Source organism: Streptomyces angustmyceticus (assembly GCF_019933235.1).
GTDB lineage: Bacteria > Actinomycetota > Actinomycetes > Streptomycetales > Streptomycetaceae > Streptomyces > Streptomyces angustmyceticus.
In genome coordinates, this window is record NZ_CP082945.1 from 47,555 (window position 1) to 68,961 (window position 21,407).

Sequence of the window (21,407 nt, forward strand, 5' to 3'; positions counted from 1 at the left end):
AGGCAATCTATTCACACCTCGCACCTCTGGTTCTGCCGGTGGCGGAACGAGCCCAGGCGGCGGGCCATGAGGTGGCCGTCGCCACGGGGGCCGGGGTGGTCCAGCACATCGAGAAGCGCGGGCTCACCGCGCTGACGCTGCCCCACCTCCTGTCGATGGGGGAAGCACTCCAGGGCGGCAAGGTCCAGCCCCCGCCGGGTATGGACAAGGTCGGGTCGGTCACCGTCGAGCTGGCGCCGGAGTTCTTCGCGGCGGCGTTCGTCGGGACCCTCGCCGGGCCCAGCGCCCTCGACCTCCTCGACGTGGCGAAGGACTGGCGGCCGGACCTGATCCTCCACGAGTCGACCGAGTACGGCGGCTATCTGGCGGCGGAGCGCCTCGGCATACCCCATGGCGTGCTGGACATCGCGCCGATGGCCCCTTACGCCCACCCCGCCGTGCAGGAGGAGCTGAACCGGCAGCGGGAGAAGCTCGGACTGGCGCCGGTCAGCGACCCCTGGCACCCGTTCCGCGCCTTCCGTGCCGGAGTCGTTCCGGAGGACTTCTACCCCGCGGACAGCCGGCTGCCCGGTGCCCGCTACTACCAGGTCCCCGCCCAGACGACAGCGGGTGGCCTCGACCCGGAGATCGCTCAACTCCCCACGGAGCGGCCGCTCGTCCTCGCCACCCTCGGCTCGAACGCTCCCCGTCTCCCCGGCGGCGCGCTCGCGCTGCTGGAGACCATCATCGAGACGCTCGGAGATCTGCCGGTCACCGGTGTCGTGGCGCTGGGAGCCGACCGCGACCCGGGGCAGTGGGACGGTGCGCGGCCCGACAACGTCCATCTGACGTCGTTCGTACAGCAGGAACTGTTGCTGCGGTCCAGCGATCTGTTCCTCACGCATGCCGGTTTCAACGGGACCCGGGAGGCGCTGGCGTCCGGAGTCCCCATGGTGGCCGTGCCGTTGTTCGCCGAGCAGTCGTACAACGCCGGCCGGCTGCAGGAGTTGGGTGTCGGGACGCGGATCGACGTCCAGGACGTCACGCGTGAGGCGCTGGCGGCAGCGGTGCGCAACGTACTGGAGGACCGTTCCTACCGGTCCCGTGCCCAAGGACTCCAGCGCCGGGCCCACGCGCTGCCGGACCTCGGACGGCTGGTGGAGGACGCGGCGGCCCTGGCCGCCTGAGCCCGGACGGCTGCCGCCCGTACACCGCCCGCGTGAACGGTTGACCGGACCGTTCCGCCGCGCTCCGGCCGTGGGGACTCCATCGGCCGGAGCGCGGTGGTGGTGAGGTCGATCCCCTGTCCGGCAGCAGCATGAGGTACTCCTCGGCGGTGTCGTTGTGGTCATCCGTCCGCCCAAGGCACTGGCGACGCGCGGAGGTGCTTGTAGCATCGGGGCCGGCACCGGAAAGGGGACCGACTTGACCTGCGCCGATGCAGTGACACATGCGCCGCCCGGACAGGGCGTACAGGGGACTTCCGGTGCAGCGGACCCGGAGAAGGGCTCCGATGCAGTGGCCCCGGGGAGAGAATCGGGTTCCGCGGGCTCGGGCCAGGACGCAGCGACCTGCGAGCGCAAGGGCGAGCGCACACGTCGGCGCATTCTGACGGCCGCACGGCGCAAGTTCGCGGAGGTCGGCTACGAGCGTGCCACCATCCGCGCCATTGCGACCGAAGCGGACGTGGACAAGTCGTCCGTGATCCAGTACTTCGGCAGCAAGCAGGACCTGTTCCGGGAGGCCGTCCGCTGGCAGATCCCCCATGACGAGCTCACCACCGGCGATCCGGGCCATACGGTGGAGAACCGCCTGCGGGGCATGCTGGGCACCTGGGCGGCGGATCCGGACGGCCCCATGGCGGTGCTCCTGCGGACCAGCATGACGAGCGACGAAGCGGCCGAGCTGCTGCGCCGGCACCTCACCGCGGAGGTCACCGATCACATCGCCGGCACCATCGATGCCCCCGACGCGCGACTGCGGGCCGCACTGTTCAGCTCGATCATGATGGGCATCGCCGCCCAGCGCTTTCTGCTGCACATGCCCGACCTGGCCGAGGCGGACGTGGAGGACATCGTGCGGATCGCCACTCCCCTGCTCCGCGACCTCGTCGCTCCGGAGGCGTGAGCCCCTCGCGCACCGCCTCGGCCCGCGAGGCGGTTCACGCCGGTGCGCAGCCGGGGCAGAGGCCCCGGTAGGTCACCTCGGCGGCGGAGATGGTGAAGCCGTAGCGTTCGGAGGCGGGCAGGGCGGCCAGGGGGTCGCCGTCGGGGTGGACGTCCCGGATGGTGCCGCAGGTCGAGCAGACCAGGTGCTGGTGGGGACGGTGGGCGTTCGGGTCGTAGCGCTTGGCGCGGCCGTCGGTGGCCACCTCCATCACTTCGCCGAGTGAGACGAGTTCGCCGAGGGTGTTGTAGACGGTCGCGCGGGAGATCTCCGGCAGCCGCGCGGCGGCGCGGGCGAGCACCTCGTCCGCGGTGAGGTGGACGTGTTCGCCGTCGAGTACCTCGGCGACCACGCGACGCTGAACGGTCATCCGCCAGCCACGTCCGCGAAGCCGGCCCAGCAGGTCGCTCATGCCCACCAGTCCTCACTGTGCGTTGTTCGGTGAACGAAGATGAATGAATCCGTACGGGTCTGGTTGTTGTATTGACTTGGATTTCGTCCATCGTAGGATCGGCCCCGTCGACAGCCAAGGGACGGAACGACAGCAGGGGAAGCCCGTGACGGTTCAGGAGACGGGTCCGCCAACGACCGAATCCGGCCCTGGCCGCGGACAGGCGCAGCGGCGAGCAGTAGGGCGCCTGCGACCAGGCACGGATCCGGCAGCGGGTACGGCCGGGGAAGCCCGGCCGCGCCCTTCGGCTCCTTCGGCTCCTTCGCCTCCTCCGTCTCCCCCGCCCTTCGTGCCTCCTCCGCCCTTCGCACCACTTCCGCGGATGCCCCGTCCCCGTGCGAAGTGGTGGCGTCCGGACGGTTTTGGCTGCCGTTTGGATGTCGAAGGATCGGCTGCGGGGTGTGCCATCGTGGCTGTCTCCCGGGGCTTGTGCCCCGACGGCTCCACCGCTCCACCGCCCGCAGTTTCTGAGCACGTGATCCGCCCAGTTCGGAAGGATTCCCATGTCTGAGAACCACGACGCACTCGTCACAGACCCGAAGCCCGAGGAGGCAGGTGGCTGCCCGGTCGCGCACGGTCGCGCCCTCCACCCGACCCAGGGTGGCGGAAACCGCCAGTGGTGGCCGGAGCGGCTCAATCTGAAGATCCTTGCCAAGAATCCCGCGGTGGCGAACCCGCTGGGCGAGGAGTTCGACTATGCCGAGGCGTTCCAGAGCCTCGACCTTCCGACCGTGAAGCAGGACATCGCCGAGGTGCTGACGACCTCGCAGGACTGGTGGCCGGCGGACTTCGGGCACTACGGCCCGTTCATCATCCGGATGGCGTGGCACAGCGCGGGCACGTACCGCATCAGCGACGGCCGCGGCGGCGCCGGGGCCGGCCAGCAGCGTTTCGCCCCGCTGAACAGCTGGCCGGACAACGCCAACCTCGACAAGGCCCGCCGTCTGCTGTGGCCGGTCAAGAAGAAGTACGGCCAGAGCCTGTCGTGGGCCGACCTGCTGGTCCTGGCCGGCAATGTCGCGCTGGAGACGATGGGCTTCGCGACCTTCGGCTTCGGCGGCGGGCGTGAGGACGTCTGGGAGCCGGAGGAGGACGTCTACTGGGGTCCCGAGACCACCTGGCTCGACGACCGGCGCTACAGCGGCGACCGGGAGCTGGAGAACCCGCTCGGCGCGGTCCAGATGGGCCTGATCTACGTCAACCCGGAGGGCCCGAACGGCAACCCGGACCCGCTGGCCGCGGCCCGCGACATCCGGGAGACGTTCCGCCGGATGGCGATGAACGACGAGGAGACGGTCGCCCTGGTCGCGGGCGGTCACACCTTCGGCAAGACCCATGGCGCGGGCCCGGCCGACAGCGTCGGCCCCGACCCCGAGGCCGCCACGCTGGAGGAGCAGGGCCTGGGCTGGAAGAGCACCTTCGGCACCGGCAAGGGCGGGGACGCGATCACCAGCGGTCTTGAGGGGACGTGGACGAACACCCCGACGACCTGGGACAACAGCTTCTTCGACATCCTCTTCGGGTATGAGTGGGAGCTGTTCAAGAGCCCCGCGGGCGCGCACCAGTGGCGGCCGAAGGACGGCGCGGGGGCCGGCACGGTCCCCGACGCCCACGACCCGTCGAAGAGCCACGCCCCCACGATGCTGACGACCGACCTGTCGCTGCGCTTCGACCCGGCGTACGAGCAGATCTCCCGTCGCTTCCAGGAGAACCCCGAGGCGTTCGCGGACGCCTTCGCCCGCGCGTGGTTCAAGCTGACCCACCGCGACATGGGGCCGGTCGTGCGCTACCTCGGCCCGGAGGTCCCGGCCGAGGCCCAGCTGTGGCAGGACCCGCTGCCCGCGGTGTCGCACGAGCTCGTCGACGCCGGGGACGTCGCCGCCCTCAAGAGCCGGATCCTCGCCTCGGACCTGTCCGTCTCCCAGCTGGTGTCGGCCGCGTGGGCGTCGGCCTCGTCCTTCCGCGGCAGCGACAAGCGCGGCGGCGCCAACGGTGCGCGCATCCGTCTGGAGCCGCAGAGCGGGTGGGAGGTCAACGACCCCGACCAGCTGGCGACGGTCCTGCGCACCCTGGAGGGGATCCAGGAGTCCTTCCACGCGGACCAGAAGGGCGGCAAGCGGATCTCGCTCGCCGACCTGATCGTGCTCGCCGGCGGCGCGGCCGTCGAGCAGGCCGCCAAGGACGCCGGCTTCGACATCGAGGTCCCCTTCACCCCCGGCCGCGCGGACGCGTCGCAGGAGCAGACGGACGTGGAGTCGTTCGCCGCGCTCGAACCGGCTGCCGACGGCTTCCGCAACTACGTCGGCAAGGGCAACCGGCTGCCGGCCGAGCACCTGCTGCTCGACAAGGCGAACCTGCTGACCCTGAGCGCGCCCGAGCTGACGGTCCTCGTCGGCGGCCTCCGTGTCCTGGGCGCGAACCACCAGCAGTCGGCGCACGGCGTCCTCACCACCACCCCGGGGTCCCTGACGAACGACTTCTTCGTCAACCTCCTCGACCTCGGCACCACCTGGACGGCGACGTCGAAGGACGGGAACACCTTCGAGGGCCGTGACGCCGCCACGGGCGAGGTCAAGTGGACCGGCACCCGCGCCGACCTCGTCTTCGGCTCGAACTCCGAGCTGCGCGCGCTGGCCGAGGTCTACGCGAGTGACGACGCGAAGGAGAAGTTCGTGCACGACTTCGTCGCGGCGTGGGACAAGGTGATGAACCTGGACCGGTACGACCTGGTCTGAGCATGAGGTCCGGGCCGGCCGGCGCACAGCGGTCCGCGCCGGCCGGCCCGGATCGGGTGACGGCCGGACCCGCCCGTCCCGGGTGGCAGCCGGACCCCGTCCCGGGTGGCGTCCGGGCCCCGCCCGGGTGATCAGCTCCAGTCGAAGTGGATCTCGCGCTGGAAGTTGGCGTAGCCCGCCCGTGAGAAGGCGGCCGCCATGGGGGTGTTGCCGAGGTCCGTCGTGGCGCGGATACGCGGGACGCCGGCTCCGGCGAGGATGCGGGTGCCCTCGGCGAGCAGCGCGTCGATGTAGCCGTGGCCGCGGTGGGCGGGGCGTACGCCGATGTAGGCGATGATCGCGTGGTAGCTGTTCTTCGCCGCGATGACGAAGCCCACCGGTTCGCCGTCGGGGAGGACGGCGACGCGCCACCAGTCACGGGGAGTGGCGTACTTCTCCAGCTCGTCCCGGTACTGCTCCTCCGCGGCCCGGCGAGGGGTCATGGTCTGCAGATCACGATGACTGTGCGCGTCCAGCGTGCCGTCGAGGACCTCGGTCATCAGGCCGACCAGCTCCTCGCGGTCAGCGACCGCCCGGAGCGTCAGCCGTGGGTCCGGGGTGGCGAGCGGTGTGCCCGGGGTCCACTGGAAGCGCAGGCGCTCCACGAAGGGCCTGGCTCCCTCGCCCTCGACCAGTGCGATCAGGGTGTCGATGCCCGGCCGTGCCGCCGGGTCCTCCCGCCAGTCGCCGGGGACGAGCCGTACGTACTGCGGCGGCTTGGCGTCCTTGGTGACGACGGCGGCCAGGGCCGTCCTCAGCAGTTGGCGGCCCGTGACCCCGTGGCCTTCGGCGCAGTCGAGGATGTCGAAGAGGAAGGGCTGCTCGTCGCCGCTTCGGCACCACCAGCCGGCCCGGGCCACGGTCCGTCCCTCGTGCAGGGCGACCCAGAGCCACTCGGGGCGGCGGCGACCGGTACGGAGGTCGTCGGCGATCTCGTGGTTGAAGGGGTAGGGAAGCTGGTTGAAGAGCTCGACCTCATCCGGGCCGGTGATCGGGCGGATCGTCGGGTCGAGAGGGTGCTGCGGTGCTGCTGCGGTCAAGACGCGCTCCTGGAGGATGGCGCCCGGGCCGCCCCGGGTCAGCGGTTCAGGTCCGCCCGGGAGGGCCGGCGCACAACGGACTTGCGGTTCATCGGCGTGCCCTCCTTTCGTGCTCGGTGCGTGCCGTGACGCACGAACTGTCGTGTCGATGACGAGTTCTACCGGTGGGGCGGCCGGCCCGCAACGGATTTCGGGTCGGTGGCCGGGCACAGGGCACCCGGCTGGGCGGCGGGGTACAGGTCTGGGCCACCGATCCTCAGCGGGCCGCACGGCTGTGGCGGCTGTCGGCCGAACTCACCGGGGTCGACGCGTTCGGCGGACGAGGTATCCGTCCGGACGGTCCGGCAGGCCGAACGGATACCTCACGGCCAGGTGGCGGGGCTGGGTCCAGGTGCGGGGAGCAGCCGGCCGGCGGGGGTCACCGCTGTGCGGCACGGACGCTTTCTGCCCGGCCGGGCTCGTCCGCGCGCTGTGACGCGATCACGGCGAGGGCGTCCTCGGGGCTCGCGTGGACCGGGGTGGTGACGCTGATGCCCGTCAGGTCGAGCAGGCGCAGTACGACATCGGACACCGCTGCCAGGTGCAGGCTCCCGTCGAGGCGCTTGGCCTCGTTGGAGGCACGGATGAGGATGTTCAGCCCCGAGGAGTCCATGAACGGCACGGCCCGCAGGTCCAGCACGAGAAACCGCCTGCCGTGCACGATCTGATTGGCCAGCTGGTGGTGAAGCGAGGTGCCGGTCGCACCGTCGAGATCCCCCGACACGGTCACCACCGCGACCTCCGGCTCGGTGACGTTCACTTCGACGTTCAGCTCGTACGGTTCGGACACGGTCTCCACCCTTCCATCGATCGGTGGAGCCCGGGTACCCCGTCATCCTCCCTTCAGACCATGCCGCGGCAGATGGCCGCAGAATGCCTCGCCGGCCCCTCGCGGACCGGCCGGAACAGGTGCAGGGCGCGGCACCGGCCGACGGCCATGGCCTCGGCTTCCGGCGCCGGCGGGGCCGCGCGGCCGCCAGGTCTACGGATGCAGGATGACCTTGGTGTAGCCCTCGATGCGCTTGTCGAACTTGTCGTACGCCGAGGGGGCCTGATCGAGGGGGAGTTCGTGCGAGACGACGAAGCTCGGCTTCGCCCGGCCCTCGATGATCATGTCGCGCAGGCGCCGGTTGTAGCGCTTCACGTTGCACTGCCCCGTCCCCATCCGCAGCCCCTTCTCGAAGAGCTTGCCGATCGAGACGACGAGCATGCCCTTCTTGGCCTGTTCGTCGGGACCGCCCGGATCGGCCGGAACGTACAGGCCCGGCACACCGAGGGCACCGGTGGCCCGCACCGTTTCGACGAGCGAGTTCAGGACGGTCGCCGGTTCCTCGCGGGCCTCGCCGTGCGCCATGGCCTGGTAGCCGACGGCGTCCACGCCCTTGTCGGTGCCGGCCCCCTGCGTCTGGTCCTTGATCTGCTGGACCGGGTCGCCCTCGGCGAAGTTGACCGGGACCGCACCGATCTCACGGGCCTTGTCCAGCCGCTCGGGTATCCGGTCGACGACGAAGACCTTGCTCGCCCCGCGCAGGAGAGCGGAGTAGGCGGCCATGAGCCCGACCGGCCCGCCGCCGTACACCGCGACGCTCTCGCCCGGGCGTACCTGGGCGAGTTCACAGCCGTGGTATCCGGTGGGGAAGATGTCGGCGAGCAGCATGAAGTCGGACTCGTGCTCGTTTCCCGGCGGAAGTTTCAGGCAGTTGAAGTCGGCGTAGGGAACGAGCAGATATTCCGCCTGGCCGCCCGACCAGGGCCCCATGGCGACATATCCGTAAGCGCCACCCGCAAATCCCGGATTGACGGTCTGACAGAATCCGGTGTACCCCTCAAGGCAATTGGTGCAGAACCCGCAGGCGACATTGAAGGGCATCACCACACGGTCGCCCGCCATGAGCGAGGTGACGCCCGGGCCTACTTCCTCGATGATCCCCATGTTCTCGTGGCCGAAGACGATGCCGGGCTCGGCTGCCGTGCGACCTTCGTACATGTGCAGGTCCGAGCCGCAGATCGCGGTGGAGGTGACCTTGACGACCACCTCGTTGGGGTGCTGGATGCCGGGCTTGGCGACGTCCTCGACCTCGACGGAGTACGGCCCTTTGTAGACGACGGCTTTCATTCGCTGCCACCTCCCGGTGGATAGCACGCAGAATTCCCCCACCTTTTCGACGTGACCTATCCCTCATGATTCTCCGGTCGATCGGATGCGGCAAGCCAGTAATGTGAGTCGGGATATCCACTCGCGGTATCGCAAAGTCGCACCGCACCGAGAAACGAAAGAGGGAGGGCGACACACGTGGCAGCACAGCGGCTCGGGACCCTGCTCGTCCCCGTGCTCGGCCTGTCCGGCACTTCGTACCCGCCCGGCACGACGGTCACCGTCCGCGGTCGCGGCGCGACTGTCGATGCATTTATCAACGGCGACTGGCTCCCCCTGTCGTGGTGGGAGTTCTCCGACGGGCTCCGCGAGGACATCGCCGTCGACCGCTGAGGTGCGTCCGGCCCCCGTACGGCACGAGGCGGGGGTGTCATGGCCATCGCCGCAGCCCTATCCCGGGCCCGGTAGCCCCGCTCCCCCGTCGCGCCCCAGCTCGGCCGCCCAGGACCCCCGCCCGTCATTTATTTCGGGCAAAACGGGGCAAGCTACCGGTATGAGTTCTCCATCTTCCGATCAGGATCCACGCCGCTCCCCCGGCCTCGCCCCTGGAGTCGGGGTACCGCCCGGGGAAACCCCGCAGGGCGAGGGCAGCACCGGCGCGGAGACCGGCCCCCGTGACAGCCAGACCCGTGGATGGGCCACAGGCCCCGTCATCATCCTGGGCATCATCGTGGTGCTCTGCGCCGCGTTCTTCATCGCCTACGCCGTGATCGTGACCGTGTGACCACTGGGGGGTCCCGCACGCACGGTGGCGGCCTGAGCGCTGAAGGTCGCGGGTGCCGACGGCCCCGTGCGCCGAGAGTTTCCGCGTGCTGACAGCCGAGCGCTGTCGGCTCCGGAGTGCGCAACGCACCAGCCGGTCCAGTAGTGGTAGCCACACACCTCAGCGAAGCCCGAGCCCACAGAGCCGGAGAGCCGCGGGGTTGTCACGTTCGGCCTGGGGATACATCCGGTCGACGGCGTGCGTGCCGGCCTAATTCACCCGACCCCGAAGCACCAGTGCGGCAGCGCCGCACCCGCCCACCAGGGGCACCCGCCCCCTGATCGCGATCAGGCCACACCAAGCCCCGCCGACGAATCAGCCACCGGCGGCCCCACGGAGAGTTGAGCACCGGCACCAGTCCAGCCCGAAGCGTTGACGCGCTCATGGCGAGCGAGCACCCTATGAGGCGATTGGTCTGGACCATCTGGGCCAACTTCGTTTCGTGGGAGGGCATGTGCCACCTCGTCACGTCAGAACTCTCGCCGCCGTCCTCTCGGCGGCCTGCCTCGCACTCGCGGCCACCGGTACGGCTCTCGCCGGCGACGACGGCATGGCCGCAGCGGCCCCGCAGTCCGTGGGCAGCAACTGGTACGCCGCGGCGCCCTACCTCATGCCGCTGGACAACGACCCGCCGGACGCCGCATCGGTGATGGACGCCACCGGCCTCAAGGCGTTCCAGCTCGCCTTTGTCCTGGCCCCGAACGGCGGTGGCTGCGCGCCGACATGGGGCGGGACCGACCCGGTCGGCTCGGACACCGCGGTGGCCGGCGTGATCTCCGCGATCCGCGCGAAGGGCGGGGATGTCTCCGCCTCCATCGGCGGGTACGGCGGCACCAAGCTCGGGCAGACCTGCGGCACCCCGGAGGCGACGGCCGCCGCATACCAGCGGGTCGTCGACAAGTACGGCCTCAAGGCTCTCGACTTCGACCTGGAGGAGCCCGAGTACGAGAACGCCGCGGCCATCCACAACGAGATCGGGGCCGCCAAGATCCTCCAGCAGCGGAACCCCGGTATCTACCTCTCCGTCACCACGGCCGGCACCGCGGACGGCACCGGCTGGTTCGGCAAGCAGATGCTCGACGAGGCCAAGTCCCAGTCCTTCACACCGGACAACTTCTCCATCATGCCGTTCGACGGCGGCTTCAACGGCGCGGCCTCCCAGACCGCGGCCCTGACCAAATTCAACTCCCTCTTGCGGACCACCTTCGGCTGGGACGAGGCCACCGCGTACGCCCACGAGGGCATCTCGCAGATGAACGGCCGCAGCGACACCGGCGAGTACTTCACCCAGGCGGACTTCCGGACGGTGCTGGACTTCGCGACCGCGCATCACATGGCGCGCTTCACGAACTGGTCCGTCAACCGGGACCGGCAGTGTTCCCCGCCGGACAACAACGGCAGGACGTCCGGCACCTGCAGCAGTGTTCCGCAGGGTGCGTACGACTTCACCGCGTACTCGGTGAAATTCGCCGGGGCCACCCCGCCCACCACGCCACCCACTATCCCGCCCACCACTCCGCCCGGCAGTTGCACCGCCCCCGCCTACAACGCCGGAACGGTCTATGTGGGTGGCGACACGGCCTCGTACAACGGCCATACGTGGCAGGCGAAGTGGTGGACGCAGGGTGAGACGCCCTCCACCGGCGGCTCGGGGGTCTGGCGCGACCTGGGCGCCTGCTGACCTCAGGGGGAGGTGCGCTCCCGCCGGCCGCTCCTCCCCCCTCTCCCCTGCGCGCCGCCCCTGCCTCGCCAGCGCCATGGCCGCAAATGCCACGAAAGACATCACAAAGCATTGCCATTGGTGAAATTGTTGTTTCTTCTGTGTTGAACATCTGTCAAAAAGCGTCAACTCCTGGCACGCTCCCCTCGATTCACTCTTCTGCTCCACCGGGCATCCACCCCTCGGCTGCCCGGCCGCATCCTGGGCCGCGACGCCGCGGCCCTCACAAGGGAGACCGAGTTGAGACGGATCTCGTCCACCCCCCGCAAGAACACCCTGCGCGCCGCTGCCCTGGTCGCCTCCGCCGCGATGGTCGCCGTCGGCGTCCAGACCGGCTCGGCCAGCGCACAGCCGGACCGTGCGACCGGCGCTTCGGCGGTCCAACTGTCCAGCGCGCAGCGGGCATCCGCGCTCGTGGATGCCCAGCACCACGCCTCCGCCACCGCCGCGAAGATCGGCCTTGGCGCGGCGGAGAAGCTCGTCGTGCGTGACGTCGTCAAGGACGCGGACGGCACCGTGCACACCCGGTACGAGCGCACGTACGAGGGACTGCCGGTCCTCGGCGGCGACCTGGTGGTCCACGAGGCCGCGAACGGGACCCGCAGCGTCACCAGGGCGACCGACGCGCGGATATCCGTGGCCACCACGTCCGCCGCGCTCGCCCCCTCCGAGGCGAAGAAGAGCGCGCTCAGCGCCGCCGCCGCGAAGAAGGACACCCGGACCAGCGCCTCCGCCGCGCCGCGCAAGGTGATCTGGGCCGCCACGGGCAAGCCGGTGCTCGCGTACGAAACCGTCGTCACCGGCGTCCAGAAGGACGGCACGCCCAGCGAACTGCACGTCATCACCGACGCGGCCACCGGGCGGAAGCTGTTCCAGAACGAGGCCATCGAGACCGGCTCCGGCACCAGCACCTACAGCGGCAAGGTCACGCTCACCACCACCAAGAGCGGGTCGACCTACCAGCTGACCGACGGTGCCCGCGGCGGCCACAAGACCTACGACCTCAAGCAGAACACCTCGGGCACCGGCACGCTCTTCACCGACGCGGACGACGTGTGGGGCGGCGGGCGGCAGACCGCCGGCGTCGACGCACACTACGGTGCGGCCGTCACCTGGGACTTCTACAAGAACACCTTCGGCCGCAACGGCATCCGCGGCGACGGCAAGGGCGCCTACTCCCGCGTCCACTACGGCAGCAACTACGTCAACGCCTTCTGGGACGACGACTGCTTCTGCATGACCTACGGTGACGGCGAAGGAAACTCGCACCCGCTCACCTCGCTCGACGTGGCCGCCCACGAGATGAGCCACGGCGTCACCGCCGCCACCGCGGGGCTCAACTACAGCGGTGAGTCCGGCGGTCTCAACGAGGCCACGTCCGACATCTTCGGCACGTCGGCGGAGTTCTACGCCAAGAACGCCTCGGACCCGGGCGACTACCTCATCGGCGAGAAGATCGACATCAACGGCGACGGCACCCCGCTGCGCTACATGGACAAGCCGTCCAAGGACGGGGCCTCGGCCGACTACTGGTCCAGCGGCGTGGGCAACAAGGACGTGCACTACTCGTCCGGCGTCGCCAACCACTTCTTCTACCTGCTGTCCGAGGGCAGCGGCGCCAAGACCATCAACGGCGTCCGCTACAACAGCCCGACCTCCGACGGCTCCAAGGTCACCGGCATCGGCCGGGCCAAGGCCGAGAAGATCTGGTACAAGGCCCTCACCACGTACATGACCTCCACCACCAACTACAAGGCCGCGCGCGCCGCGACCCTGAAGGCGGCAGGCGCCCTGTACGGCACGACGAGCGCCGAGTACAAGGCCGTCGGCGCCGCGTGGACGGGCGTCAACGTGAAGTAGCGGTCCCCTCTTCGGTACGGCGTCCCGGCAACCGGTTGCCGGGACGCCGTCCTGCGCCGTGCGCGCAGGACCCGGGCTGCCGCGCCGCCCGCCCGGAGCGTTGCCTACGATGAGGGCGTGCTGCCCCGCCGACCGTACGAACTCACGCCGCCCGCCCGGCGGTGTCGTGCGCTGTTCGTACTCGCGCTGCTGGCGGGCCTGCTGGGCATGCACGCCCTCGCCCCCGCGGTCACCTCGGCTCCTCACCCGCACGGACCCCGCATGTCCGCGATGGGCACCGCGCACGCGCACTGCCACGGAGCGGGAGACTGCGGCGCCGGCGGGAAGCTCCACCACGCCGACACGACCTGCGCGTCCGGGGCGCTCGAAGCGACGCCGACGCCCCCGGCCCTGATGCCCTCCCCCATCCGCCCCGCCGAGCCCGAGTCCGTGGCGGACGCGGGCGAGTCGAAGGGCCGGGACGGTGGGCGGGCGCCTCCCTCGCTGGCCGAACTCCAACTTCTGCGGATCTAGGAACGCCCGACGGCACGCCCCGCTCCGGGGTGGCGTCGTCGTCCGGCACGTTCCGATACCGCACGTCTTCAGGAGTTCACCCATGACGTTCTTCCGTCCCCTCGCCCGCCGCGTCCCTCTCGTCGCGGCAACCGCCGCCTGCGCACTGGCACTGGCCGCCTGCGGCAGCAGCGACAGCGGCAACCACTCCGGCGACGGCTCCCCCGCGAAGCCCGCTTCCTCGCCGAGCGCCCGGGTTTCGTCCGACGGCCACAATGCCGCTGACGTGGCCTTCGCGAAGGGCATGATCCCGCACCACCGGCAGGCCGTGGAGATGGCCGGCCTGGCCGCCACCCGGGCCTCTTCTCCGCAGGTCAAGGAGTTCGCCGCCCAGATCAAGAAGGCCCAGGCCCCGGAGATCAGGACGCTGTCCGGGTGGCTGGCGGCCTGGCACGAGCCGGTGCCCGCCGAGATGCCCGGCATGGACCACTCCGCCCACTCCGGCATGCCCGGCATGAAGGGCATGCCGGAGATGGCGGCGCTCAAGAAGAAGTCCGGCAAGGAGTTCGACAGGTCCTTCCTGGAGATGATGGTCGGGCATCACCGGGGCGCGGTGAAGATGGCCGGCACCGAACAGGACAAGGGTGCCTACGGCCGGGCGAAGACACTGGCCACGGACATCATCAGGACCCAGAGCGCGGAGATCGCCCGGATGAACAAGCTGCTCGGCAAGGGCTGACCGCCGGCCGCGAGGGGAGCCCGCGCCGACCGTGGGCTCCCGCTGCACCGACCGCGGGCTTCGGCCCGCGGTCGGTGCAGGTCACGGCGGCGATGACGTCGTCCCGTCGCCGCGACCGTCTCCCCACCGGGTTCAATCCCTCGCACCGGAGTTCACCGTTCCGGCTTCCGTCTACGGCGAATTCGCCAACTCGCGCCGGACAACTGACCGGTTCGGATCCGTCGCGCGCAGTAGCGCCAACGACGAGGGATTCCGCTGACTTGGCGGTTCCGCCCCCTCGACCGACCCGTATCGGGTTTCTTTTTGCCCCTGGGAGGTTGTAGAACATACGGATCTGCACACGCATCTCATCGTGCGAACTGCGTGCGGCGTTTCCGTCGAATGTGCGATAGAAATAAGAGAAAGAGCTCCACGTCATCCCAACAGAAGATTCCGGAATGTCCGATACCGAACCTTACCGGGCTGTTACCGCGACAGATGTCGCTCGCGTTGCCGGTGTATCCCAGTCGACGGTTTCCCTGGTACTGAACGGAAAAGGCCGCGGCCGAATCAGCGACAAGACGGTGCGACGTGTTACCGAGACAGCCCAGCGGATGGGCTACCGCATCAATCAGTCGGCCCGCCATCTCCGATTGGGAACCAGTGGCACGGTCCTGCTGGCCGTCCCCACCCTCACCAACAACGCCTTCGCCGCCGTCCACGCGGGCGCGGCGCGCCGCGGCGCCGAACACGGCCTCGGCCTGGTGGTCTTCCCGCTCAGCGCCGAGGACGGGACCAGCCCGTTCTCCGCGCCGCAGCAGGCGCTCGACGGCGTGCTCGCGTGCTCGATGCCCGCGACCACCGTCTCCGACGTCAGCGCGGGGGTGCCCCTGGTGGTCCTCGACGACGCGTCGGCGCCGGGCACGCCGGCCGTGACGATGGACGTCGGCGGAGGCATGGCGCTGGCCCTGAACCGGCTGCTCGCCCTCGGGCACCGGCGCATCGCCCATGTACGGGCCGACCGCCCCGCGTGGACCTTCGAGCAGCGGGCGCAGACCTTCGATCTGGGGGTGCTCACCCGGCCCGACGTGGTGGCCCAGCGGGTCACGTGCCCCTTCGCCCCGGCCCTCGTCAAGGAACGCATGATGCCGGTGCTGTCCGCGCCGGACCGGCCCACGGCCGTCGTCTGCGACGACGACAACATGGCGACGGGGGTCTACTCGGCGGCGATGAGCCTCGGGCTGACCATCGGCACGGACCTGTCCGTGATCGGGTTCAACGACGCCCCCGCCGCCTCCCAGGCCACCCCCGGGCTGACCAGCGTCCACCTGCCGCTGGAGGAACTGGGCGACCGGGGGATGCGGGTGCTGGTCGGGCTGCGCGGCGGCGAGGCGGCGGAGTCGGAACCGCTGCCGGTGACCCTCGTCGAGCGGGACTCCATAGGGCCGGCGCCCCGGGGGTGAGGGGCCGCGCGCTCACACCCAGTCGTGGACGAGCGTGGCGGCCTCGTCGAAGCCGGTCCGCTCCGCGAGCCGCTTCTCCTTGGGGATGTAGGAGTTCGCGAACAGGTCGTAGACGCCGCCGGATCCCACGGAGAGCAGGTCGTTCAACGGGGTACGGAGCACGCTGTCGACATACGTCGCGTCCACGCCGCCCGCACTCATGACGTCGGCGGCGTAGCACGTCGTCAGCGTGGGTCCGGTCCGTTCGAAGAACACCGGGGTGCCCGCGATCATGCCGGTGACATCGACCTCGTCGAGGAGCCGGGCCTCCTCGGCCGGGCCGTGGCGGTCGAGCAGGGTGCGCCACCCGTCCCTGAGCTGTGTGGTGTAGACGAGGGAGCCGGGGCCGACGAGTGGCCTGATGCCCGCGAAGAGCAGCAGGGTCATGTACAGCGCCACCGAGGGGACGAGGTCCTCGCGGTGCAGCGCCTCGCGCAGCGCCTCCCGTTCCAGGGGAATGCGCAGGTGGGCGAAGCGTTCGTCGGCCGGCACGAGCGCGTTGCCCTGTACGTACAGCCGCAGGAGCCCCGGTCGGCGGGGGTGCCGCAGCCAGAAGAAGTGGGTGCCTTTCCCCGCGGCCTCGTCCCAGGCCACCACGACCCCGCGAAAGGTGTCGAGGACCCGCTGCCGCTGTGCGGGGTCGAGCAGGGCCGTGGAAAGCCAGCTCTCCTCCGCCAGCAACTCGATCAGGCTTTCCCTGGCCACGTCCTCGGCGCCGGCATAGAGCAAATCCGGAATGTGCGGCCGCAGTTCTTCCGAGAAGAGCCGGGGCCAGGTCCCGTGCACGACGGTCGCCAGCTGATCTCGATGTACGGTACAGCCGGAATGATCAAGTCCGTTGAGGAGTTGCTGATACTCCTCCAGGAAATCCTGGTCGTCGGGTGCGAAAGCGGACCAGCGCTTGAGTGATCGGAGCCGTTCTACGAAGTCGAAGGGCCGCGGCGGGAGGTAGTACATGACGTCCCGGTGTTCTTTCGCCGAGAAGTAGGGGATGTCCGTGCCGCGGAAGCGGAACCCGTTTCTCATGTAGTGGTTGCTGGGGTTGACGTTGCTGCACGACAACGTGACGATCGGCGCCGCCGGCCGGCCGGAGAGCAGCCGGCCCGCATTCGCGATGATGTTGGTGCCCAGCAGCAGCGGATGGTTGAGCAATTGATGGTGGTCGACGATGTTCACGGCCCGGATGTCCTGGGCCGTGACGGTGTCCGCGGGGCCGCCGGGCCCGAACGCCCGGCCCAGTACCCGCCGTACGGACCGCGCGATCAGCTCCTGTCGTGCCGCGTGTTCGGGGGCGACGGCAGAGGTGGGGGACAGCGCCTTCGCGTACTCCCCCAGTGGCCGGTCGTCCTCGAAGTACGGGGCCATGTCGGGCACAAATGTGCGGAGCTGTCCGACGACGGCGTCCAAGGCCGCCCGCACCCGCTGTTCGTCCATTGCCGCCTCGTCAGTTCGTTGCGTCCTTCGCGACGGCCCGGGCGGCCGCCACCATTGCCTGTCCCACGGAGATGCCGCCGTCGTTGGGGGGTATCCGCCGGTGGGTGTGGACCCGCAGTCCGGCGGCGGTCAGTTCCTGTTCCGTGCGTACCAGCAGGTGCTGGTTGAGGAACACCCCGCCGCTCAGGACGACATCGGGCAGTCCGTGGGTGCGGGACAGGCGCAGGCAGACCTCCACCACGGCGTGCACGATGCTCTCATGGAACGCACGGCTCAACTCGGCGGTGCCGCGCCGCTCCGTGAGACCGGTCAGCAGGGATTCCAGCCAGGGCCGGTGGTCGACGACCAGGCGCCCGTCCTCGTCGTCCAGCCGCAGCGGCCAGGGTGTCGCCGGGGTGTGGTCCCATGCGATGAGCTGTTCCAGTTCGATGGCGGCCTGGCCCTCGTAGCCCACCTCCTCGCACACGCCGAGCAGTGCGGAGTATCCGTCGAAGAGGCGGCCCATGCTGGAGGTCAGCGGGGCGTGGAGGCCGCGTTCGGTCATCTTCATCAGGACGCCGACCTCGAACGGGTCGCGGTTTTGCACCAGCGGGATCGGGAGGGACGCGGCGTCCCGGCCGAAGTACTGGGTGAGCAGGGCGATCGCCACCCGGGCCGGTTCCCGGACGGCCTTGTCGCCGCCGGGCAGCCGGAAGCGCGCGAGGTGTCCGGCCCGCTCGAACCCGCGGTAGTCGCCGACGAGGAACTCGCCGCCCCAGATGGTGCCGTCGGTGCCGTAGCCGGTGCCGTCGAAGATCACGCCGAGGACCGGGCGGTCCAGGCCGTTGTCGGCCATGCAGGACGCCATGTGCGCGTGGTGGTGCTGGACGGCGACCGGCTCCATGTCCGCGCAGGAGCGGGCGTAGCGGGTGCTGTGGAAGTCCGGGTGCAGGTCGTGCGCGACGTAGCGGGGGGTGACGTCGAAGATCCCGCGCAGGTGGCTGATGGTGTCCGCGAAGAACCGCTGGTTCCCCGGCGACTTGAGGTCCCCGATGTGCTGCCCGACATGGAGCGAGGTGCCGGCGCCGAGGCACGCGGTGTTCTTGAGTTCGGCGCCGACGGCGAGGACCGGGGGCAGCTCGAAGGGGGCCGGCAGGGGGTCGGGGACGAATCCGCGTGCCCGGCGCAGGAGGACCGTCGCGGGTCCCTCCGCGCGGTGCACGACCCGGGCGATGGAGTCGTCCACCCGGGTATGGATCGCGCGGTCGTGGACGAGGAAGGCGTCCGCCAGGCCCTGGAGGGTGCCGAGGGCCTCCTCCTCCGTGCGGGCCATGGGCTCGTCGGGGGCGTTGCCGCTGGTGGCGATGAGGACGCCGGCGGTGTCGGCGAGCAGGAGGTGCTGCAACGGCGTGGTCGGCAGCATGAACCCCAGCGTGGGGGATCCGGGGGCCACGTCCGGTGACAGGCCGCCGTCCTGGCGGGCCCGGAGCAGGACGATGGGCCGCGCCGGGGATTCCAGCAGCCGGGTCTCCTCCGCGTCGAGGTGGGCGTGGCGGGCCACCGTCGCGCTGTCGGTGGCCAGCAGGGCGAGGGGTTTGGTGCTGCGTTCCTTGCGGGAGCGCAGCTCGCGCACCGCGGCGGGCAGGTAGGGGTCGGCCATGAGCTGGTAGCCGCCGAGCGCCTTGACGGCCAGGATCTGGCCGTCGCGCAGCATCCGGGCCGCGGTGCCGACCGGGTCGTCGCCGCCCTTGTCCGTGCCGTCCGCCGACAGCAGCCGGACCCGGGGGCCGCAGGACCAGCAGGCGTTGGGCTGGGCGTGGAAGCGGCGGTCGGCCGGGGAGTCGTACTCCTGTTGGCAGGCCGGGCACATCACGAAGTCCGCCATGGTCGTCAGCGGCCGGTCGTAGGGCAGGCCCTTGATGATGCTGTAACGGGGCCCGCAGTTGGTGCAGTTGATGAGGGGGTAGCGGTGGCGGCGGTCGCCGGGGTCGGTCAGCTCGGCGACGCAGTCCGCGCAGACGAGGCTGTCGGGGGTGACGAGTCCTCCCCGGCCGCCGTCGGGGCGGCTCTGCCGGATGGCGAAGGCGGAACTCCCGTCCCGCAGCGGCTCCTCGGCCACCACCTCGCAGGAGTCGATGCGCGCGAGGCCCGGCAGCTCCGCGTAGAGGTCGGTGTGGAAGGCGTCCGCCGCGGTGCGGAGCCCTTCGAGGCAGATGGTGACGCCCCGCGTGTCGTTGAGCACCCAGCCGCCCAGCAGGTGCCGGGTGGCCAGGCGGTAGACGAAGGGCCGGAACCCCACCCCCTGGACGAACCCGGTGACCCGCAGGGTGCGGCGCACCGCCGCCATCAGCACAGCCTCGGCAGCTGGGCACCGTAGAGCAGGTCCACGGTCTTCTCGCGGCCGTCGGTGCCGGTCATCCGGACGGTCCCCGGCTCGCCGTCGACGACGCGGCCGACGACCGCCGCGCGCTTGGTCTCGTCGTGGCCGTGCAGGGCCTTGAGTGCGGCTTCGGTGTGCTGCGGGGAGACGACGAGGCAGAGGTTGCCCTCGTTGGCGAGGTACATCACGTCGACGCCCAGCATGTCCGCGGCCATGGCGGTCTCCGGCCGGACGGGCAGGTCCGGCTGGGAGAGCAGCAGGGCGGCCTGCGACGCCTGGGCGAACTCGTTGACGACCGTGCCCAGGCCCCCTCGGGTCACGTCCCGGATGCACCGCACGCCCTCGCCGCAGGCGTCGAGGACGTCGGCGATCACATGGTTGAGCACCGCGCAGTCGCTGCGCACCCGGTGTTCGAACCCGAGGCCCTCCCGCTGGGAGAGGAGGTGGATGCTGTGGTCGCCGAGGTAGCCGGTGACGATGATGTCGTCACCGGTGCGCAGGGACCGGCTGGACAGGTGCAGGGGGCGTTCGAGCACCCCCACGCCCGTGGTGTTCAGGAAGATGCCGTCCGCTTCCCCGCGCCGTACGACCTTGGTGTCGCCGGCGACGATGTGCACCCCCGCCGACGCCGCGGTGTCCCGTACGGAGTGCAGGATCCGCCGGAAGTCCGCCAGGGCGAACCCCTCTTCGAGGACGACCGCGAGCGTGAGGTAGAGCGGGCGGGAGCCGCTGACGGCAAGGTCGTTGACCGTGCCGGCGACGGCTATCTTCCCGATGTCGCCACCGTCGAAGAACAGCGGTTCCACGACGAAGGAGTCGGTCGTGACGGCGATCCGCCTGCCGGGGAGTTCCAGCAGGGCGCTGTCCTCCATTTCGCCGATGTAGGTGTCGCCGAGAATCGAGGCGATGGTGTCGGAGATGAGCTCCTGGCTCATCCCGCCACCCGCGCCATGGTCCAGGACCACGCTCTTCGTCACGCGCCGGCCTCCTGTGGTGGTTGCGGTCGTCGGATCAGGCGGCGGAGAGGACGGAGTGTCCCAGGGACTTGTTCAGCAACGCGTCCCACCACACCCGCATGACGCGGATGGCGTCCAGGGCTCCCTTGCGGACCTCGTCCATGTCGATCGGTTCGCCGTCGCCGTCCGCGGCGTCCGGTCCGAGGTCCACGAACGCGGCCAGGCCGTCCTTGTGGCCCTGCTCGACGCCGTCCTCCAGGTGGATGTCGTGGAAGCGCTTGATGAGGCTGCCGTCGTAGGTGAAGCCGCGGCGGTCGCAGATCTCCTTGCAGATCTCGTAGAGGACCTCGTGCTCGAAGATCGCGGCGGTCTCGGTGGCGTAGAGCGAGCCCAGGGCGCGCGAGGGGTTGGGGGCGCACAGGGCGTCGACGTCCGCCAGGAAGCGGGTCGTCGGGAGGAACTCCACCCGCTCGTCCATGTCGGTGCCGGCCTCCAGCATGCCCTTCTTGTACATCGGGGCGTGGCCGTCCTCCTCGTCCACGTTGCGCTGGAGCTCCACCGAGACGCCCTTGTCGGCCAGCTTCTTGGTGCAGTCCACGGCCTTCTGCAGCAGGCCCTTGTTGGCGAAGGAGAACTGGTAGTGCTCCATGACGAGCCACTCCAGCGCCGCGGTGTCGGCCTTCGGGAGGGTCGTGAGCAGCTGGTCCTTCACGGCGTTGGTGAAGGCGTCGTTCTCGGCGTCGATCTGTACGGAAAGGCGCTCGGCCATGGCAAGCCTCTTCTCTCGGGAGATGGCGGAAGGGGACGTGCGAAACAGGGGCGGCGGGTGGGGCCCGGCGCCTGCTGTGTCGCAGATTAGTCATACGCATGACTGAAGAACAAGGGGTGGCTTTGGCATCAACTCAGCTTCTGAGCATCAGGTTTGACGGCCGAAAAGTTTGACCCATTGCGAATGGTCATTCGTATGACTACGCTCGCCGTCGACTGACCGACCGCTTC

18 protein-coding genes are annotated in these 21,407 nt (G+C 70.1%); 10 read left to right on the forward strand and 8 right to left on the reverse strand.

The window, feature by feature from the left end:
- Positions 1 to 38: 38 nt before the first annotated feature.
- Together K7396_RS00200 and K7396_RS00205 are read left to right on the forward strand one after the other, a co-directional pair.
- On the forward strand, positions 39 to 1,166 hold the full coding sequence (locus tag K7396_RS00200) for a glycosyltransferase (protein WP_223659503.1): 1,128 nt from the start codon (positions 39 to 41) through the stop codon (positions 1,164 to 1,166).
- Positions 1,167 to 1,497: 331 nt separating this feature from the next.
- Positions 1,498 to 2,106, forward strand: coding sequence for a TetR/AcrR family transcriptional regulator (locus K7396_RS00205; protein WP_086716570.1), 609 nt, complete (start codon positions 1,498 to 1,500; stop codon positions 2,104 to 2,106).
- Positions 2,107 to 2,140: 34 nt separating this feature from the next.
- Here K7396_RS00205 and K7396_RS00210 read toward each other — a convergent pair whose 3' ends face one another.
- Positions 2,141 to 2,557, reverse strand: a complete 417-nt coding sequence (locus K7396_RS00210) for a Fur family transcriptional regulator (RefSeq protein WP_086716569.1) — start codon at positions 2,555 to 2,557, stop codon at positions 2,141 to 2,143.
- 542 nt (positions 2,558 to 3,099) lie between these two features.
- Here K7396_RS00210 and katG point away from each other — a divergent pair.
- A complete protein-coding gene (gene katG / locus K7396_RS00215) occupies positions 3,100 to 5,331 on the forward strand; it encodes a catalase/peroxidase HPI (protein ID WP_086716568.1) in 2,232 nt (743 codons plus the stop codon).
- Positions 5,332 to 5,462: 131 nt separating this feature from the next.
- Here katG and K7396_RS00220 read toward each other — a convergent pair whose 3' ends face one another.
- From K7396_RS00220 to K7396_RS00230, 3 genes are all read right to left on the reverse strand, one after another.
- Positions 5,463 to 6,410: a GNAT family N-acetyltransferase gene (locus K7396_RS00220; RefSeq protein ID WP_223659504.1), complete on the reverse strand. Its 948-nt coding sequence runs from the start codon at positions 6,408 to 6,410 to the stop codon at positions 5,463 to 5,465.
- A gap of 418 nt (positions 6,411 to 6,828) precedes the next feature.
- Positions 6,829 to 7,239 carry an STAS domain-containing protein gene (locus tag K7396_RS00225; protein WP_086716576.1) on the reverse strand — a complete coding sequence of 137 codons (411 nt, stop codon included), beginning with the start codon at positions 7,237 to 7,239 and terminating at the stop codon, positions 6,829 to 6,831.
- Positions 7,240 to 7,431: 192 nt separating this feature from the next.
- A complete protein-coding gene (locus tag K7396_RS00230; RefSeq protein ID WP_086716567.1) occupies positions 7,432 to 8,565 on the reverse strand; it encodes a glutathione-independent formaldehyde dehydrogenase in 1,134 nt (377 codons plus the stop codon).
- A gap of 177 nt (positions 8,566 to 8,742) precedes the next feature.
- On the opposite strand from K7396_RS00230, the gene K7396_RS00235 reads away from it, so the two are divergent.
- The 7 genes from K7396_RS00235 (at position 8,743) to K7396_RS00265 (ending at position 15,620) form a co-directional block, all read left to right on the forward strand.
- Positions 8,743 to 8,937, forward strand: a complete 195-nt coding sequence (locus K7396_RS00235; protein ID WP_086716566.1) for a hypothetical protein — start codon at positions 8,743 to 8,745, stop codon at positions 8,935 to 8,937.
- Between the two features lie 160 nt (positions 8,938 to 9,097).
- The gene (locus K7396_RS00240; protein ID WP_086716565.1) at positions 9,098 to 9,328 is read left to right on the forward strand and encodes a DUF6480 family protein; all 231 of its coding nucleotides are present in this window, start codon (positions 9,098 to 9,100) and stop codon (positions 9,326 to 9,328) included.
- 589 nt (positions 9,329 to 9,917) lie between these two features.
- The gene (locus K7396_RS00245) at positions 9,918 to 11,048 is read left to right on the forward strand and encodes a carbohydrate-binding protein (RefSeq protein ID WP_373866873.1); all 1,131 of its coding nucleotides are present in this window, start codon (positions 9,918 to 9,920) and stop codon (positions 11,046 to 11,048) included.
- A 348-nt stretch (positions 11,049 to 11,396) separates the two neighbouring features.
- Positions 11,397 to 12,947 carry a M4 family metallopeptidase gene (locus K7396_RS00250; protein WP_174886830.1) on the forward strand — a complete coding sequence of 517 codons (1,551 nt, stop codon included), beginning with the start codon at positions 11,397 to 11,399 and terminating at the stop codon, positions 12,945 to 12,947.
- A gap of 117 nt (positions 12,948 to 13,064) precedes the next feature.
- Entirely contained in the window at positions 13,065 to 13,460 is a 396-nt protein-coding gene (locus K7396_RS00255; protein ID WP_223659509.1) for a DUF6153 family protein, read from the forward strand.
- 82 nt (positions 13,461 to 13,542) lie between these two features.
- Positions 13,543 to 14,178, forward strand: coding sequence for a DUF305 domain-containing protein (locus K7396_RS00260; RefSeq protein WP_086719452.1), 636 nt, complete (start codon positions 13,543 to 13,545; stop codon positions 14,176 to 14,178).
- Between the two features lie 437 nt (positions 14,179 to 14,615).
- Entirely contained in the window at positions 14,616 to 15,620 is a 1,005-nt protein-coding gene (locus K7396_RS00265; protein WP_086719453.1) for a LacI family DNA-binding transcriptional regulator, read from the forward strand.
- Positions 15,621 to 15,632: 12 nt separating this feature from the next.
- Here K7396_RS00265 and K7396_RS00270 read toward each other — a convergent pair whose 3' ends face one another.
- From K7396_RS00270 to K7396_RS00285, 4 genes are read right to left on the reverse strand one after another with little or no spacing between them, the layout of a single operon-like run.
- The gene (locus K7396_RS00270) at positions 15,633 to 17,093 is read right to left on the reverse strand and encodes a hypothetical protein (protein ID WP_086719454.1); all 1,461 of its coding nucleotides are present in this window, start codon (positions 17,091 to 17,093) and stop codon (positions 15,633 to 15,635) included.
- 10 nt (positions 17,094 to 17,103) lie between these two features.
- Positions 17,104 to 19,419 carry a carbamoyltransferase HypF gene (gene hypF, locus K7396_RS00275; protein WP_223659510.1) on the reverse strand — a complete coding sequence of 772 codons (2,316 nt, stop codon included), beginning with the start codon at positions 19,417 to 19,419 and terminating at the stop codon, positions 17,104 to 17,106.
- Positions 19,419 to 20,429, reverse strand: a complete 1,011-nt coding sequence (gene hypE / locus K7396_RS00280) for a hydrogenase expression/formation protein HypE (RefSeq protein ID WP_086719456.1) — start codon at positions 20,427 to 20,429, stop codon at positions 19,419 to 19,421. Before hypE ends, hypF begins: the two co-directional genes overlap by 1 nt.
- Positions 20,430 to 20,463: 34 nt before the next feature.
- Positions 20,464 to 21,177 (reverse strand): hypothetical protein, encoded by a 714-nt coding sequence (locus K7396_RS00285; RefSeq protein WP_086719457.1) that lies wholly within the window; start codon positions 21,175 to 21,177, stop codon positions 20,464 to 20,466.
- Positions 21,178 to 21,407: the final 230 nt, after the last annotated feature.

What these genes read in the sequence shown, in the direction of transcription:
- K7396_RS00210 (WP_086716569.1), bottom strand. Translation starts at nt 2,557, where the DNA reads ATGAGCGACCTGCTGGGCCGGCTTCGCGGACGTGGCTGGCGGATGACC.
- katG (WP_086716568.1), top strand. Translation starts at nt 3,100, where the DNA reads ATGTCTGAGAACCACGACGCACTCGTCACAGACCCGAAGCCCGAGGAG.
- K7396_RS00230 (WP_086716567.1), bottom strand. Translation starts at nt 8,565, where the DNA reads ATGAAAGCCGTCGTCTACAAAGGGCCGTACTCCGTCGAGGTCGAGGAC.
- K7396_RS00240 (WP_086716565.1), top strand. Translation starts at nt 9,098, where the DNA reads ATGAGTTCTCCATCTTCCGATCAGGATCCACGCCGCTCCCCCGGCCTC.
- K7396_RS00245 (WP_373866873.1), top strand. Translation starts at nt 9,918, where the DNA reads ATGGCCGCAGCGGCCCCGCAGTCCGTGGGCAGCAACTGGTACGCCGCG.
- K7396_RS00250 (WP_174886830.1), top strand. Translation starts at nt 11,397, where the DNA reads ATGGTCGCCGTCGGCGTCCAGACCGGCTCGGCCAGCGCACAGCCGGAC.
- K7396_RS00260 (WP_086719452.1), top strand. Translation starts at nt 13,543, where the DNA reads ATGACGTTCTTCCGTCCCCTCGCCCGCCGCGTCCCTCTCGTCGCGGCA.
- K7396_RS00265 (WP_086719453.1), top strand. Translation starts at nt 14,616, where the DNA reads ATGTCCGATACCGAACCTTACCGGGCTGTTACCGCGACAGATGTCGCT.
- K7396_RS00270 (WP_086719454.1), bottom strand. Translation starts at nt 17,093, where the DNA reads ATGGACGAACAGCGGGTGCGGGCGGCCTTGGACGCCGTCGTCGGACAG.
- hypF (WP_223659510.1), bottom strand. Translation starts at nt 19,419, where the DNA reads ATGGCGGCGGTGCGCCGCACCCTGCGGGTCACCGGGTTCGTCCAGGGG.
- K7396_RS00285 (WP_086719457.1), bottom strand. Translation starts at nt 21,177, where the DNA reads ATGGCCGAGCGCCTTTCCGTACAGATCGACGCCGAGAACGACGCCTTC.